This window comes from Aeromonas sp. CD, assembly GCF_033349375.1.
In the GTDB taxonomy this organism is placed as follows: Bacteria; Pseudomonadota; Gammaproteobacteria; order Enterobacterales; family Aeromonadaceae; genus Aeromonas; species Aeromonas hydrophila.
The window spans coordinates 1,167,711-1,182,924 of record NZ_CP137631.1; the positions used below are offsets into that span (position 1 = coordinate 1,167,711).

A 15,214-nucleotide genomic window follows, 5' to 3' on the forward strand; every position below is an offset into this window, starting at 1 on the left:
GCGATGACCTCCACCTCTCTCACCCTCAGGTGCATCGGCCGCCGGGCGGATACCCACGACGTGGCGAGCTGGCAGTTCGTGCCGCAGACGGGCAGCCTGCCTGCCGTGCTGGCGGGCCAGTGCGTGACGCTGCACACCGAGATTGACGGCCAGCCCCACTGCCGTGCCTATACCCTCTCCTCCAGCCCGCAGGATGCCTGCTGGCAGGTCACCATCAAGGATGTCGGACTGGTCTCCCACCATCTGCATCAAACCCTGCAAGTGGGGGACGAGATCCGGGTGGATGGCCCCTTTGGCGACTTCAACCTGACTGCCTTGCCCTGCGAGCGGCCGCTGCTCTTGAGCGCCGGCTCCGGCATCACCCCCATGTGGGCCATGCTGCGGGACGAGCTGGCCAAACGGCCGGATGCCGACATCCGTTTCATTCACAGTGCTCGCTCGCCGGAGGATGTGATCTTCGCAGACGGCCTGGCTGCGCTGGCCGCTGCTCATGCTGGTGTGCGTCATGCTCTGATCTTGGAAGAGGCGCCAGCAGATCATCCCTGGGTGGGCCGGCTTACACCGGACATGCTGAGGGAACTGGCGCCAGATTTGCTCGCACGCCACGTCTATCTGTGCGGGCCTGCCCCCTACATGACCGCAGTCTGCACTATGCTGGCGGAGCTGGGCCTGCCGGCAGCGCAGTTGCACCAGGAGTCGTTCGGCCTGCCTGCTGGAACATCGAGTGCGGCGCCAGTTGCGGCCGGCAGCGACCACTTCTGGCTGACCCTTAAAAAGAGCGGCAAGAAGGTGAAGATCCTGCCGGGTCAGACCCTGCTGGCGGCGCTGGAGGGGGCGGGGGAGACCATGATGGCAGCCTGCCGCGCCGGGGTATGCGGGGCCTGTCGCTGTACCACGGAAGGTGAAATCGAGCGCCAGAGCGTGATGACCCTGAGTGCACAGGATCTCGAGCGCGGGGTGGCACTGGCCTGTTCCTGCACCGCCAGCGGGGATGTCAGCGTTGACTATTGAGGGGGCCATGAGTATCCCGCTCTTTTCGCAGCGGGGCCGGGCGGGTAGACTCAGCTCCAGTTTCAGTCGAACGCGGGATACAAAATGACAATTCTGGTCACAGGGGGCGCCGGCTATATCGGCTCCCATACCCTGGTTGAACTCTTGAACGTCGGGCAGCAGGTCGTGGTGCTGGACAACCTCTCCAACTCCTCCCCCGAATCGCTCAAACGGGTCGAACGGATCACCGGCAAGCCGGTCATCTTCGTCGAAGGGGATGTGCTGGATCGGGCCTGTTTGCAACAGCTGTTTGCCGCCCACCAGATCGAGTCGGTGATCCATTTCGCCGGGCTCAAGGCCGTCGGCGAGTCGAGCCAGATCCCGCTCACCTACTACCAGAACAACATCACCGGCACCCTGGTGCTGTGCGAAGAGATGGCCAGGGCCGGCGTGTTCCGGCTGGTATTCAGCTCCTCGGCCACCGTTTACGGCGATCCGGCCTCGGTACCGCTGCGGGAAGATTTCCCCACCAGCGCGACCAACCCTTATGGCCGCTCCAAGCTGATGGTCGAAGAGATCCTGTGCGATCTCGCCAAATCCGATCCCCGCTGGGCCATCGTGCTGCTGCGCTACTTCAACCCGGTCGGTGCCCACGAGAGCGGCCTCATCGGGGAAGATCCCAACGGCATTCCCAACAACCTGCTGCCCTATATCAGTCAGGTCGGCGTGGGCAAGCTCAAGGAGCTGGGGGTGTTTGGCAACGACTACCCGACGCCGGACGGTACCGGGGTGCGCGATTACATTCACGTGGTGGATCTCGCCATCGGTCACCTCAAAGCGCTGGCACGCATCGCGTCGGATACCGGGGTCTTTACCTACAACCTGGGTACGGGTCAGGGCTATTCAGTGCTGGAGATGATCAAGGCATTTGAAGCGGCCAGCGGTCGCACCATTCCCTACCAGATCAAGCCCCGTCGCCCCGGCGACATCGCCGAGTGCTGGGCCGAACCGCGCAAGGCCCGTGCCGAGCTGGGCTGGCAGGCCGAGTGTGGTCTGGAGCGGATGATGATCGATACCTGGCGCTGGCAAAGCCAGAACCCGAACGGTTATGGTCCTGCTGCGAAGCCGTGATCAAGGGTCATGCGCTGCTCGGGAACCTCATTTATTCATATAAACTCGGGTCCCTGCGCTGCTCTTCGCCTTGCTGACAGCTTCTCGCGACGGCCCATCAGGCCTGATGGTTTGCAGCATGAATAGCAAAACGCCCCGGCATGCCGGGGCGTTTTTTTATGTGCCGAAGCGGGATTACTGAATGCTCTTGCCGGCGCGCACATCCTTGATGAAACCTTTCAGGCTGGCCAGATCACGGGGGGCGCCGCGCAGGATCTGATCGCCGATGATGAAGGCCGGTGTGCCCGAGATGCTCATGGCTTCGGCCAGCGCCCGGTTGGTGCCGAGGTTCTGATCGATGCTGCCATCCTTGATCTTGGCTTCAACCTTGCTCCAGTTGACACCGGCTGCTTCTGCCAGCTGCTTCACCTGTGCCTCGTCGGCCAGCGGGCCCTGATGGGCGTACAGCTTCTCGTGGAAGGCCTGGTACTTGTCGGGCTGACCCAGCTGTACCGCCAGGGCGGCGCGAGCGGCGAAGTAGGAGGTCTCGCTCAGGATCGGGAACTGTTTGTAGATGTAGCGAATGTCCTTGTCTTCCGCCAGAAGTTGCTTGATCAGCGGGTGGGCGCGTTTGCAGTAGCCGCAGTTGTAGTCGAAGAATTCGACCACGGTCAGGCTGCCCTTGGGATTGCCGCTCTGCGGATCCTGGTTGCTATAGAGCTGCTTGGCGTGTGCCTTGATCAAGGTCTTGTCGCTCTCGGCCTGCTGGCTCTCCTGTTTGGCGCGCAGGGCGTTGGACATCTCGACCAGGATTTCCGGGTTCTTGACCAGATAGTCGCGCACTATCTGTTCCACGTCGCTTTTGGTCAGTTCGCTCGCCTGAACCGGCGCCGCAAGCAGGGTGGCACCCGTCAGGGCGCAAAGCAGGGCATGTTTGATTTTCATAAGTCCATCTTGCTGGGGATTTCGTGATGCTGACTATAGTGGGTGAGTCTGTTTTCAAGTCAAGTTATCTGGTTGAAAAAGCGCTGGTTATGCTCAAATTGGCGGCTTTGTGCGTCATTTAGCCCAATAAATCGGCAAACGAGCGGCGAGGGGATTTACAAGGGCGATCGCCATGGGTAATATTCGCCGCACTGTCGCGGAGGGGTGGCAGAGCGGCTGAATGCACCGGTCTTGAAAACCGGCGATGGGCGACCATCCGTGGGTTCAAATCCCACCTCCTCCGCCATTTATTCAGCCAGAAAGGCCATCCGAAAGGATGGCCTTTTTGCTATTAAAATCCTCGCTTTCATTCTGACTGTGGTCGGGCAAGCCATCTTTATCACGTATATTCCGACGCTTGGCTAAGGCTCGCTGTTTTCCCGCCTGTTTTGCTCAGTGTTCATAGTCAGCCCATCACCGGACAACCAAGCGTATCGATCATCTCCTTCGGCCCTGATATTTGTGCAGGTCGGTGGGGAGCTCGTCTCGCTGGCTCCTCAGCCACAACTTGAGCACCTTCTGTTGCGTGATGCAGGAAGGAGCTGAGGGTTGTTGACCACCGGTGAGGGAGAGAGCCATGGCAAATGTTGCAATGCTTAACATCCGTAGGGGGCACGACTGGTTGCTGATGGAACGCTTGAGGTTTTCTGTAGCATTTCATTACAAAAATTACGGTTCGATAGCATAAAGTGTGGGAGAGTTCTGATTTTCCTATATGCCGGAGTGTGTCATCTGTTGACGCTTGTTAACATTCAGCATGTTTCCATGTTTGGCTAGCCAACCTTGTGCACAATCCTCATACCCCAGAGATGAATACCCTGCACGCGCTGGACCTCATCGGCCAGTTCGAGACGGCCGCTGACGAGCGTATCATAGTGACCCTGCTGCGCGAGCTGAGCGGTCGCATGGGATTCGACTATTTTCGCTTGGCCTTGATCTTTCCCAGTACCATCCAGCGCCCGGATGTCATCATTTTCAACGGCTGTCCGCAGGCCTGGGTGGATACCTACACCAGCAGCGGCTTCTTTGCCATCGACCCCATCGTCAAGTGCGCCATGACCAGGAGCACCCCCATTCTGTGGGCCGATGTGGTGAAGAATGAGGAGCATTGTGATGAGCAGGGCCGGGAGGTGATGCAGCTGGCCAGCGAGTACGGCATTTGTGATGGCATCACCCTGCCCTGGCACGGTGCCAACGGTCATGTCGGCCTGCTCTCTTTTATCACCAGTACGCCTCGTACCAGCCAGCAATGGCTCTCTGCGGTGCCCTTTATCAGCTGGCTCTCCATGCATATTTTCGAGGCGGTGGCCCGGGTCTGTCTGGCCGGTCTGTCGCCGCACGATGCGTTGAGTTTACGGGAGCTGGAAGTGTGTCGCTGGGCGGCGGAGGGCAAGCAGGTGAGCGATATTGCCCAGATCCTGGGGATCACTCCACGTACCGTGACGTTTCATCTGAACAATGTGGTCAGCAAGCTGGGGGCCAGCAGCAAGAGCCAGGCCATTTCATGGGCATTGAAGCAGGGGATGGTCAGGTTGAATGTGGAGATGGCGTTGGTTGCCAATGTGGATGAAAAGCAGTGATTATGTTTGTTGAAAGCAAGTTGTTGCGTGAGTGGCGAGATGTTCCACTGCGAGTGCAAGAACTAATGGTGCAATATTCCGCTGGTTGCAACTTTTTGCGCCATGTATCCGGCAGGACTGCTTATTTTTTCTTAAGTCTTTGAAAAATAAATATAAAAAAGAGTGGCATGGTCGCTGCTAACTGGTTTGGTCGAGTGTCATTACCGTTCAACCAATCAGGAGCATACACATGCCAACTCCATGTTATATCAGCATCGAAGGTAAAACCCAGGGCAATATCACCGCCGGTGCCTTCACTTCCGATTCCGTCGGCAACATCTTCGTGCAGGGCCATGAAGACGAGATGCTGGTACAAGAGTTCCAGCACGTCGTGACCGTACCGACTGACCCGCAATCTGGTCAGCCTGCTGGTCAGCGTGTCCACAAGCCGTTCAAGTTCACCGTTGCACTGAACAAGGCTGTGCCGCTGATGTACAACTCCCTGGCCTCCGGCGAAATGCTGCCGAAAGTGACCCTGAAGTGGTACCGCACCTCTGTCGAGGGCAAGCAGGAGCACTTCTTCTCTACCGTGCTGACCGATGCCACCATCGTTGACATCGACTGCCAGATGCCGCACTGCCAGGATCCGGCGAAGTCTGACTTCACCCAACTGATCCAGGTCTCCATGGCCTACCGCAAGATTGACTGGGAGCACACTGTTGCCGGTACTTCCGGTGCAGATGACTGGCGCGCACCGATCGAGGCCTGATCCTCGATTTCTTATTGCCGTTATTCCTTGTAGTGCACCCCCATGGCCTGACGATGGCAGTGTCAGCTGTCGTCAGGCCCGTGCAAGTTTTCTCCGACCTGTTCAACTGGATGCGGTCGGAGCTTTTGTGTTTTGCCATATGGCTGCGAGGCGACCTTATTGCAAAGCACAACAGAGGCCAGTCGTCATGTGTTCCACCATTACATCGTCCGGTGACGTGCTCATCGATCACGATGGGCTTTTCCCATCTCCCGTGATTTCAGTCAGCCCTGATCGTTCCCTCGGTGGCAAATGGGTGTCCCGGCAGGACGAGCCGCTGGCCCCTTACGATAAATCCGACAATCCCCTCCGTCCGCACAGCACCTCTGGTCGCCAGCGTACTTTGTGGTGTGGCGGCTACCCCATCACCGTGACCGACACCGCCGTCGGCTGTGGCGGCGTGGTGATTGGCTCAGGCAGTGGACAGGCAGGTTAAGGAGCGCTTCATGGCAGACAGCACAGGATTACAATTTACCGTCAAGGTGGGGGCCCTGCCCGAGAGCACCTTTGTGGTGGCCGAGTTTGCGCTGGATGAAGGGCTCAACCGGCCGTTCCACCTACGCCTGGAGCTGGCAAGTGCCCAGCCCGACATCGACTTTGGCGCCGTGCTGGACCAGCCGTGCGAGCTGCTGGTGTGGTACAACGGCGAGCTGCAGCGCCGGGTGTGCGGGGGGGTCAGTGACTTTGCGCAGGGTGACAGTGGCTTTCGCCGCACCCGTTATCAGCTCATGGTGCAGCCGGCGCTGTGGCGGCTCTCTTTGCGCCAGAACTCCCGCATCTTTCAGGCGCAAAAGCCCGATGAAATCCTCTCCATCCTGTTGCAAGAGCACGGCATCACCGACTATGCGTTTGCCCTGAAAAACGAGCATGCCAAGCGGGAGTACTGCGTTCAGTACCGGGAAACCGACCTCGATTTCGTGAACCGGCTCGCCGCCGAAGAGGGGATGTTCTACTTCCACGAGTTTGAAGCGGGCAAACACCGCATTGTGTTTGCCGATGACGCGGCCGCTCTGACCGCCGGCCCCGAGCTCTTCTTCAACCTGGGTAACCGTTCGCTGGAGCAAGGCCCCTATGTGCGGCAGTTCCACTACCGGGAGGCGGTACGCCCGTCGGATGTGGAGCTCAAAGACTACAGCTTCAAGACCCCGGCCTATGGCCTCTCCCACAAAAAGCAGGGCGCAGAGCTCGAGCATCAACGGGATACCTACCAGCACTTCGACTATCCGGGTCGCTACAAGCAGGATGGCAGCGGCAAGGCCTTTGCCCAGCATCGGCTGGAGGCGCTGCGCAACGACGCGGTGGCGGGCCAGGCTAAGTCTAACTGCGCGGCCTTGCTGCCGGGCCAGACGTTTTCACTCACCGAACACCCCAACGGCAGCCTCAACACCGACTGGCAAGTCGTCCATATCCGCCACACCGGTGAGCAACCGCAGGCGCTGGAAGAGGAGGGTGGCAGCGGCCCCACCGTCTACCACAACGAATTCGGGGTGGTGAAGGCGAGCACCACCTGGCGGGCCCGCATCGGCAGCCCGGAAGCCCCTCACAAGCCGATGGTGGATGGCCCGCAAATCGCCATGGTGGTGGGCCCCGAAGGGGAGGAGATTTACTGCGACGAACATGGCCGGGTCAAGCTGCAGTTCCCGTGGGACCGCTACGGCTCGAGCAACGACCAGAGCTCCTGTTGGGTGCGGGTCTCGCAGGGCTGGGCCGGGGGGCAATACGGCATGATGGCCATCCCGCGCATCGGCCATGAGGTCATTGTCTCCTTTTTGGAAGGCGACCCGGACCAGCCCATAGTCACCGGTCGCACTTACCACGCCACCAACCGGCCGCCGTATGAGCTGCCCGCCAACAAGACCAGGACCGTGCTGCGCACCGAGACCCACCAGGGTGAGGGCTTCAACGAGCTGCGTTTTGAAGACCAGGCGGGGCAGGAAGAGATTTATATCCACGGTCAGAAAGACCTGAACGTGCTTATCGAAAATGATGCGGCTTGGCACATCAAGCACGACCAGCACACCGACATCGACAACGAACGGGTGACCCGTATCAAGGCCAACGACCACCTGACGGTGGAGGGCGAAAAGCGCGACCACATCAAGGCGGACTACTCGCTGACGGTGGATACCTCCATGCACCAGAAGCTGGGTCAATCCCTGCTGGTTGATGCAGGTCAGGAGGTGCATCACAAGGCGGGCATGAAGATCGTGATGGAGGCCGGCGCCGAGTTGACCCTCAAGGTGGGCGGCAGCTTTATGAAGCTGGATGCCGGCGGCGTTACCCTCAGTGGCGGCTCCATCAAGATGAACTCCGGCGGTAGCCCGGGCTCTGGCTCTGGTTGGGGTGGTAAGGCCCCCATCCAGCCAGGCAATGTCGAGGTGCCAACACCACCACCAGCAACATTGCCAGCCCCGGCAATTCACAAGAGCATGGAGTCCATGGCACCGCTGGCCAAGCCTTGTCCAGCAGCTCCACCACCTGTACCACCTCCGTCTGCCGGGGGCCCACCAGCTCCACCGCCCGCCCCACCCCAGCTTGCCGGAGGCCCAATGATGCCACCGCCGCCGCCACCCGTTGCGGCCACAGGGGAAGGCAAAAAGCCGGCAAAGAAGTGGGCGACGGTAGAGATATCCAAAGCGGATGAAGCACTTAGATACTATTCGGCGCAAGGGTACACATTGCTCAATAACTATTTGCGGGATCGCCCCTACAAGCAGCAAGAGGCCATCGATACCCTGCTTAGTCGCAGCTATTTGAATGATGAGCCGATATCCGAGAGTGAGTTTGACCTGGCAATGAAGGCCTATGTTGCCGATGTGGAGGCTGGTCTGGCGAAATTGCCGGCTTCACCTGAGTTGTCTTTCGTCTACCGGGGGCTGGCGCTGGACAAGCCGGAGCTTGCAGCCCTGAAAGATCAGTTCATAGGGGTGGGCAATATCGTTGTTGAGTCAGGATTCATGAGTACCTCACCGGACAAGGCCTGGGTCAACGATACCTTGTTGAGGATCCGCCTGCCTGCCGGCCATGGTGGCCGTCTGCTGGGAGACGCTGCGCACTTCAAGGGGGAAGCTGAGATGCTGTTTCCGACCCAGACCAGACTCAGGGTCGATCGAGTGGTTTCCTCCATGAGCGGAGATTTTGATTCCTTGCTCAATAAGATTCCAACTTCTGACAATGCATCGGATAACCGCAGCAGGATCAAGCGACTGATCGAGGTTTCCGTATTATGACGTTATCTGATTGGCTCGCTGGCAAGCAAGCGGGTGAAATATATGCTGTCATCGATGGAGCACAAGCGGTGTCAGCCGTGGCGGATTTCTATACCTATGATGGAGAGAATGCCAATCCACTTTTTGCCGGTACCGCTTTCGATGAGCACTCTGCGTTGGGGCCTTGGTTGCTGCCAGCGCCTTCCACTGAGTTCATGATGGCCAATCCCGCCCTGAGCGGCTTCTATCTGATCAGCGACCAATCAGTGGAGCTGATCCGCCGCCATTGGCAGAGCCTGATAGAAGCGATACGCGAGGGAGAAGCTGTCTGGTTTCGTTTCTCTGACCCACGCATTTTCCTGCCCATGCTCAGCGCCATGACTCCTGATGAACGCGATACTGTGCTGGGGCCCTGTTCCGGGCTCTGGATCCATGGCAAGGCCTTCGCTCGCACGCCTCATGCCCGGTTCCAACCTGCATTGCAAACTCCCTGGTTTCATATCCGGCCTCATCATCTGGCTGGACTCTACGACGAGAACCGTCATGCCTACATCTTGCGGCGGCGGTTATGGCAGACCATGACGGCTATGATGGAGTGTCATCCTGACCCGGCCGGGACCATTTTACCCACACTCAAACTGGCCAATTTGGATGGGCTGCAAGAGGATGTGCGCGATGGTGTGGTGGCTGGTGCCTTGGCCTTGCAGGCCAATCTGGCTCTTGAAGAGATACGGGGGCCATTGATGCTGACCGACGATGAGCTGGTTCAGGTAGCCAACTGGCTGAACAAACATCACGAATTGACAGGAGTATCCTGATGGCGGCAGATCCCCACTGTATCCCTTGCGAACGTTATGATAACTGGGTAGAGGTAGACATTCGCGATGAGCACAACCGTTCGTTCAAGGGGCTCAAGGCCACTTTGACTGACGAAACCGGCAAGTCAGAGACAGTCACCCTGCAGGATGGACCCACTCTGGTGCGAGGGTTTGCAGTTGGTCCGGTGACAGTAAAAATCGAGACGCCAGCCTGGCTCAAGGCGGCGCAGTCCCGTGAGGCCCTCAAAGAGGGTGAGACCACACAGGTACCCGCCTATACAGACAAGTTATTCGGGCACTGCGACGTCAAACGAGAGCATATCAAGGTGACCACCGGCGATCTCTGTCTCACCGAGCCAGAACAGCCGCTACCGAAAGGACATCAGTCAGGGCAGGCCCAGCCTCCCCGCTTTTTCACCAAGCATTCCTATGTAATTGAAGTTAAAGGCTATCAGATCAATATCTTGCGGATTGGGGTGTTTTTTGACGGCACGGGTAACAACACCCACAACGCCCAGGCGGGGTTGCAAAAAGTAGAGCAGTGGCTTCTGGAAACCTGCTCAGATCCGGCGCAGCGGGAGAAAGAGTTACAGGGCTGCCAGATGGGGCAAAGCCCGGTTGAAGGGAGTTCGGCTAACGACGTAACCAATGTTTGGAAACTTAATGACCAATATTTATTTGGCGCAGAAACGTTGAGTGCGAGAGCCTATATCAGTGGTATTGGAACTCGCGATCCTATTGCGGGAAAAAATGGCCCTGAATATCGTTCGGATGACACCTTGACCCAAGGCTTTGATCTCGATTTTGGTGGAGAAAACACCTCCATCATTGGAAAGGTGACGCAAGCTTGCACAGATACAATTCTGATGGGGATTCAAGATGATCTCCGTGATGTTTTACCAAGTATCGGCTGCATCCATCGCATCGTATTCGATGTGTTTGGCTTTAGTCGGGGCTCCGCTGCTGCTCGCCATTTTGTCAATACTATCGACCAAAAATCCGATCATCCATTGGTGCAGGCTATGGCGAATAGCCCGGATATTCGCCTTAAGGCAGGATTTGATTGGGCTAGCCGCGACGATGTGCGCTTTACCTTTGTGGGGCTGTTCGATACCGTTGTTTCCTCTTACAACCGCAGTGTCAATATTCAACTCAAAGCGGATTGTGCAGAGCGGGTGGTACATCTCACCGCGTTGGATGAAGTGCGCAAATACTTCCCGCTATCACGCATTACAGAAGATGCTGCCGGCACCAGCACTCCTGCTAACTTTACTGAACTGGCGCTACCGGGGGCTCACTCTGACATAGGTGGTGGTTATTATAGCCGCTGGAGCTTGAGCAATCCCAACAGCGATCCAGCCCTGGTCGAGTGCATTGAGTTGGAGCGTTTTATGAGTGTTGAAACTGTTACAACACCAGATGCCGAGAGCAGTGCCTATCAAAAAGCCAAGGCATATGCCGAGGAGAAACGAACGTTGGGCTGGGTCACTCGTATCAACCCCAACCTGCCTCGTGGCGCCGTGCCACCGCTGGGAGCGATCAGTCTGAAACCTTACTCCTTCCGGCGTCCCGAGGGGAAAAATGGCACAGGCCCCGGGAAAAAGTCGGTCTATGTAGAAGTGCTGATGAGCAGGGTAGTTGAGGGGGAATACTCCCGTATTCCGTTACATATGATGGTTGAGGCGGGCCGGGCTGTGGGGGTGCCGTTTAAAGCGTGGATGCCGGATGATAGAGCATTGCAGCTTGAGCCGCTCTCTATCAAGCGGCCAGAGGCTGACTTGAAGGCGCTGGATAAACTTTGGGCCTTATCTGCTATCGAACAGAAGGTCGCCAAGAACTTGACCCATAAATTATCGCCCGATGTTTACCGCGCCTTGCGTCGTGACTATCTCCACCACAGTGCCAGCAATAAGGGCATTGCAAATCCGGCCCATACCAATAAAGACGAAACGAGTATTAGTAAAGAGAGGCGCGAGCTGATAGGAAACAAGGTGTCATGATGTTAAAACGATGGATATTAGTGCTTGGCCTGCTTTATCCTCTGTTGGCTTGTGCTGCGAATACACAGATCAAACCTTTTTCTTGGCGTTATGGTACAGGCTCTAATATTGACAGTTTTTGTACAACCAAAGCAGAGTTTTACTGGCAAGGTAAGAAGGTGGTGGGTTATCCAGGAGGGGGCTGCAACGCTGGCGTTCGTCAGAGTAAACTTATCAATAAAAAGTATTACTGGGCTGGTGGTGGAGGACTGCCTACAGACGGTGTACCCGTACCCGATAAAGCAGTGATTGAGATGGTTTCGTTCCATGATCGCAAGCGCTATCGCATCAAGGTGGAGCTACCTACCGATCTAGAGCAGAAAATGCGTCAGGTATATTTGGTTGAAGGGCGTTATGATAGACGAAATCGCCTCTATTTTGGTTTGGCTCCTGGTGGTTATTTCGAGGTCATATTAACCGGGGGCGGATTACAACTCAGCCCTGATCTACTGCTCGCCCGTGGTATCGCCGAAGAGGTGACCGATGATTGGTATGACCGGAGAGTACCGATAGCGCGCCAATATGGTATGGATGATTTCGACAAGAAATATGGTGAGCTATTCAAGCAATACCCAGTTCCCAGTGGTATGGCCTGGGCTCCGATTATGGATGCCTACCGTGCAGCGCAACCCAAGACAGATACTGACCCAGTAAGGTAATACCATGGAGCTTGAAAGTGCCGGCTAAGGGGACCAAACCAACATCACCAAATATCCTTCCACGGCAGCTCACGCCAGAGGAAATTGAAGCTCTGCGCCAAGATATGCGCTGCCTGCACATTGATAATATGAAGGCTCTTGAGACCATGGGTCTCTCCCATCTAGAGCAGGATGTACCAACACAGAGATGAAATATATCGTTGCATTGTTGTGGTTCAGCCTGTCATTAGTTACCTGCGCGGCGCCACAACCTTTGCCTAAATTTGCTTGGGATTATGGTACAGGCAGCAATATAGATCTTACTAAGAACACCAAGACCGAGTTCTATCTTGGAGGGAAACAAGTTTATTCCGATCGTCTGGCAGGTGGCGGAGCTGGAGGTCTACTTGCGGATCGAATCAAGGCGCAACGTTACTATTGGGCGGGCGGTGGTGGCCTGCCTACCGACGGTGTTCCCATCCCCGATAAAGCTGTGATTGAGATGGTTTCCTTCCATGATCGCAAGCGCTACCGCATAGAGGTGGACTTGCCTGCCAATCTGGAGCAGCAGATGCGCCAAGTCTACTCTGTCGAGGGTCGTTATGACCGCCGTAGCTGGCTCTATTTTGGCCTAGCGCCAGGCGGCTATTTTGAGGTCATATTAACCGGAGGAGGATTGCAGCTCAGCCCTGACCTACTGCTTGTCCGCGGCATAGCCGAAGAGGTGACCGATGATTGGTATGATCAGAAAGTACCGATAGCGCGCCAATATGGTATGGATGATTTTGATAAGAAATATGGCGCGTTATTTAAGCAATTCCCAGTTCCTCGCGGGATGGATTGGGCTCCCATCATGGATGCCTATCGTGCAGCGCAGCCTAAAACTGATATACACCCAGTGCAATGATGAGGCGCTTCCCGCCGGGAAGGCAGGTGTCCCTATCAGGTAGGGGCGGCGCGTATCGACAGCGATCCCGTTTCGCCGTAGTGACGCCTGGCGTTCGCGTTGTGGTGAGGACAGATAGTGCGGTAACGCATTGCCAAGAAAAGACAAATCCCGTATCTCAGTTATCAGCTTGCTGGAAGAGTACAGATAATTCGGGATTCTATGGATAAAGATAACAGGAAAATTATACCGCATGACTCATATCAAACACCTATTGCTCACATTAGTCATTAGTTGTATGTCGATTGCTGCCAATGCCAAAGATTGGAGCAAAGAGACACTGGCAGCAGTGCAACAAGCAGCCGAGCAGGGCGATGCCCAGGCTCAGGGAGAGCTTGGGTTCATGTACTTAATGGGGCGTGGCGTAGAACAGGACGCTAAACAAGCGATGATTTGGTTTCACAAAGGCACCGAGCAGGGAGATGCGTATGCCCAGTACAACCTCGGGGCAATGTACGCCAATGGTCTCGGTGTCGTAAAAGACTATAAACAAGCAGTGATTTGGTATCGAAAATCAGCTGAGCAGGGAAATGATACCGCTCAATGGTTGCTCGGAAGAATGTACGACATGGGCCGAGGTGTGGCGCAGGACGATAAACAAGCCGCAATTTGGTATCGAAAAGCCGCTGAGCAGGGCAATTCTGCTGCCCAGAACGACCTCGGGGAAATGTACCGCGAGGGAAAAGGTGTGGCGCAGGATGATAAGCAAGCAATGATTTGGTTGCAAAAAGCAGGGGAGCAAGGCAATACCATTGCCCAGTTTAGCCTCGGGAAAATGTACTTCATGGGGGAAGGTGTAGCGCAGGACTCACGCCAAGCCTATGCCTGGTTTTCAACGGCTGTGGCTAATGGCGATACCTATGCTGCTGAATGGAGAGATGGGGTCGCCGATCGACTCACACCTGCAGCCTTAACCGAAGCCAAGCAGTTAGCGGCCAGCTACGTTCAGCGGTACCAGCTCAAGTAATAATACTTGGGCTATCTGGTATTGCGCCGGCTCTTCCCAAGGATCTGGACAAACAGATGGTGCAGTGTCTGATTAACGATCCCGTTTCATCTAAACCGGCGATAAAGGTGAGTTGAATTACTCAGCAGGCCAATATTTGTTCGCGGAATAATACGGTGCCAAAACCCCCATCAGCTTATGCCGATGGGGGTTTTTGTTTGTCTTTCAATGATGGCCGGGGATCAGCCCAATCAGATGCTGCAGGCTTTTCTGACGGGGATGGCGGCGGGTGGCGAGGCTGATGCGGGTGGTGAGAGTCTCATCTGCGATGGGGTGATAGCTGACGCCGTGGGGGTGCAGCTCGCTCACCGAGTGCGGGATGATGGCGACCCCGAAACCGGCCTGCACCATGCCGACGGTGGAGATCACCTGCGGGCTCTGGCTGCCTAGGCGGGGGCTGAAGCCGGCCCGCTGGCAGCGCTGGGTGATGGCGTCGTGCAGCCCGGGCCCGAGCTCGCGAGGGAACAGGATGAAGGGATCCTGCGCCAGCGCCTCGATGGAGATGGCGCCACTGTTGGCCAGCGGATGGTGCGGGGGGAGGGCGATCAGCATCTCCTCCTCGTCGATCAGGTGGTGGGCCAGCGCCGAGCTGCTGCTGCAGGGCAGGCGCAAGATGGCGGCATCCAGCTCCTCGCTCACCAGATCGCGCACCAGGTTGGGCATGCTGTTCTCGATGGGGTGCAGGCTGACCTCCGGCCAGGCCTGACGAAAGTCGTGGATGAGTTGCAACACGCTCGGGTGCAGCACGGTGGAGCCGGCAAAGCCGAGGCGCAGCGAGCCCAGCTGGCCGCGAGCGATGCGCCTGGCCTTCTGCATGGCCTGCTCGGTCTGCGCCAGTATCCCCTTGGCATCCTGGTAGAGGCTCAGCCCCGCCTCGGTCAGCTCCACGCTGCGGGTCAGCCGGTGAAACAGCGGCGTGCCCACCTCCTGTTCGAATTTGCGGATCTGCTGGCTGAGCGGCGGCTGGGCCATGCCCAGCGCCTCGGCGGCGCGGGTAAAGCTCTGTTTGTCTGCCACGGCCACCAGGTAGCGCAGGTAACGGAATTCCATATCTGGTTCGTCTCGAAGCTGATGGGTTTGGATATTGGTATCAAACTGTGATCTTGG

Annotated in this window: 13 protein-coding genes, 1 tRNA gene and 1 pseudogene; 13 read left to right on the top strand and 2 right to left on the bottom strand. The window is 57.0% G+C overall.

Annotated elements, in window-relative coordinates; all coding sequences use genetic code 11:
- The first annotated feature begins 3 nt into the window (after positions 1-3).
- Both R2E40_RS05455 and galE read left to right on the top strand, forming a co-directional pair.
- A complete protein-coding gene (locus tag R2E40_RS05455) occupies positions 4-1,011 on the top strand; it encodes a hybrid-cluster NAD(P)-dependent oxidoreductase (RefSeq protein ID WP_318164953.1) in 1,008 nt (335 codons plus the stop codon).
- A gap of 84 nt (positions 1,012-1,095) precedes the next feature.
- The gene (galE, locus tag R2E40_RS05460) at positions 1,096-2,121 is read left to right on the top strand and encodes a UDP-glucose 4-epimerase GalE (RefSeq protein WP_318164954.1); all 1,026 of its coding nucleotides are present in this window, start codon (positions 1,096-1,098) and stop codon (positions 2,119-2,121) included.
- Between the two features lie 174 nt (positions 2,122-2,295).
- Here the strand turns inward: galE and R2E40_RS05465 are convergent, their stop codons facing one another.
- On the bottom strand, positions 2,296-3,045 hold the full coding sequence (locus R2E40_RS05465) for a DsbA family protein (protein WP_318164955.1): 750 nt from the start codon (positions 3,043-3,045) through the stop codon (positions 2,296-2,298).
- 198 nt (positions 3,046-3,243) lie between these two features.
- On the opposite strand from R2E40_RS05465, the gene R2E40_RS05470 reads away from it, so the two are divergent.
- From R2E40_RS05470 to R2E40_RS05520, 11 genes and pseudogenes are all read left to right on the top strand, one after another.
- A tRNA-Ser gene (locus R2E40_RS05470) sits at positions 3,244-3,331 on the top strand.
- A 562-nt stretch (positions 3,332-3,893) separates the two neighbouring features.
- Positions 3,894-4,664 carry a LuxR family transcriptional regulator gene (locus R2E40_RS05475; protein WP_318164956.1) on the top strand — a complete coding sequence of 257 codons (771 nt, stop codon included), beginning with the start codon at positions 3,894-3,896 and terminating at the stop codon, positions 4,662-4,664.
- Positions 4,665-4,893: 229 nt separating this feature from the next.
- A complete protein-coding gene (gene hcp1, locus R2E40_RS05480; protein WP_005332563.1) occupies positions 4,894-5,412 on the top strand; it encodes a type VI secretion system effector Hcp1 in 519 nt (172 codons plus the stop codon).
- Positions 5,413-5,599: 187 nt separating this feature from the next.
- Entirely contained in the window at positions 5,600-5,887 is a 288-nt protein-coding gene (locus tag R2E40_RS05485) for a hypothetical protein (RefSeq protein ID WP_318164957.1), read from the top strand.
- Positions 5,888-5,897: 10 nt separating this feature from the next.
- A pseudogene (locus tag R2E40_RS05490) lies at positions 5,898-7,808 on the top strand (type VI secretion system tip protein VgrG); the annotation flags it as partial.
- 195 nt (positions 7,809-8,003) lie between these two features.
- Positions 8,004-8,681, top strand: coding sequence for an ADP-ribosyltransferase (locus tag R2E40_RS05495; protein ID WP_318165538.1), 678 nt, complete (start codon positions 8,004-8,006; stop codon positions 8,679-8,681).
- Positions 8,678-9,478 (top strand): DUF4123 domain-containing protein, encoded by an 801-nt coding sequence (locus R2E40_RS05500; protein WP_318164958.1) that lies wholly within the window; start codon positions 8,678-8,680, stop codon positions 9,476-9,478. Before R2E40_RS05495 ends, R2E40_RS05500 begins: the two co-directional genes overlap by 4 nt.
- Positions 9,478-11,478: a DUF2235 domain-containing protein gene (locus R2E40_RS05505; RefSeq protein ID WP_318164959.1), complete on the top strand. Its 2,001-nt coding sequence runs from the start codon at positions 9,478-9,480 to the stop codon at positions 11,476-11,478. The genes R2E40_RS05500 and R2E40_RS05505 overlap by 1 nt, the downstream gene beginning before the upstream one ends.
- Positions 11,478-12,176, top strand: coding sequence for a DUF2931 family protein (locus R2E40_RS05510; protein ID WP_318164960.1), 699 nt, complete (start codon positions 11,478-11,480; stop codon positions 12,174-12,176). The genes R2E40_RS05505 and R2E40_RS05510 overlap by 1 nt, the downstream gene beginning before the upstream one ends.
- Before the next feature lie 187 nt (positions 12,177-12,363).
- Positions 12,364-13,062 (top strand): DUF2931 family protein, encoded by a 699-nt coding sequence (locus tag R2E40_RS05515; protein ID WP_318164961.1) that lies wholly within the window; start codon positions 12,364-12,366, stop codon positions 13,060-13,062.
- A 232-nt stretch (positions 13,063-13,294) separates the two neighbouring features.
- Entirely contained in the window at positions 13,295-14,068 is a 774-nt protein-coding gene (locus R2E40_RS05520; protein WP_318164962.1) for a tetratricopeptide repeat protein, read from the top strand.
- Positions 14,069-14,272: 204 nt separating this feature from the next.
- On the opposite strand, the gene R2E40_RS05525 is transcribed toward R2E40_RS05520, so the two are convergent.
- On the bottom strand, positions 14,273-15,157 hold the full coding sequence (locus R2E40_RS05525; protein WP_318164963.1) for a LysR family transcriptional regulator: 885 nt from the start codon (positions 15,155-15,157) through the stop codon (positions 14,273-14,275).
- Between the last annotated feature and the right edge of the window lie 57 nt (positions 15,158-15,214).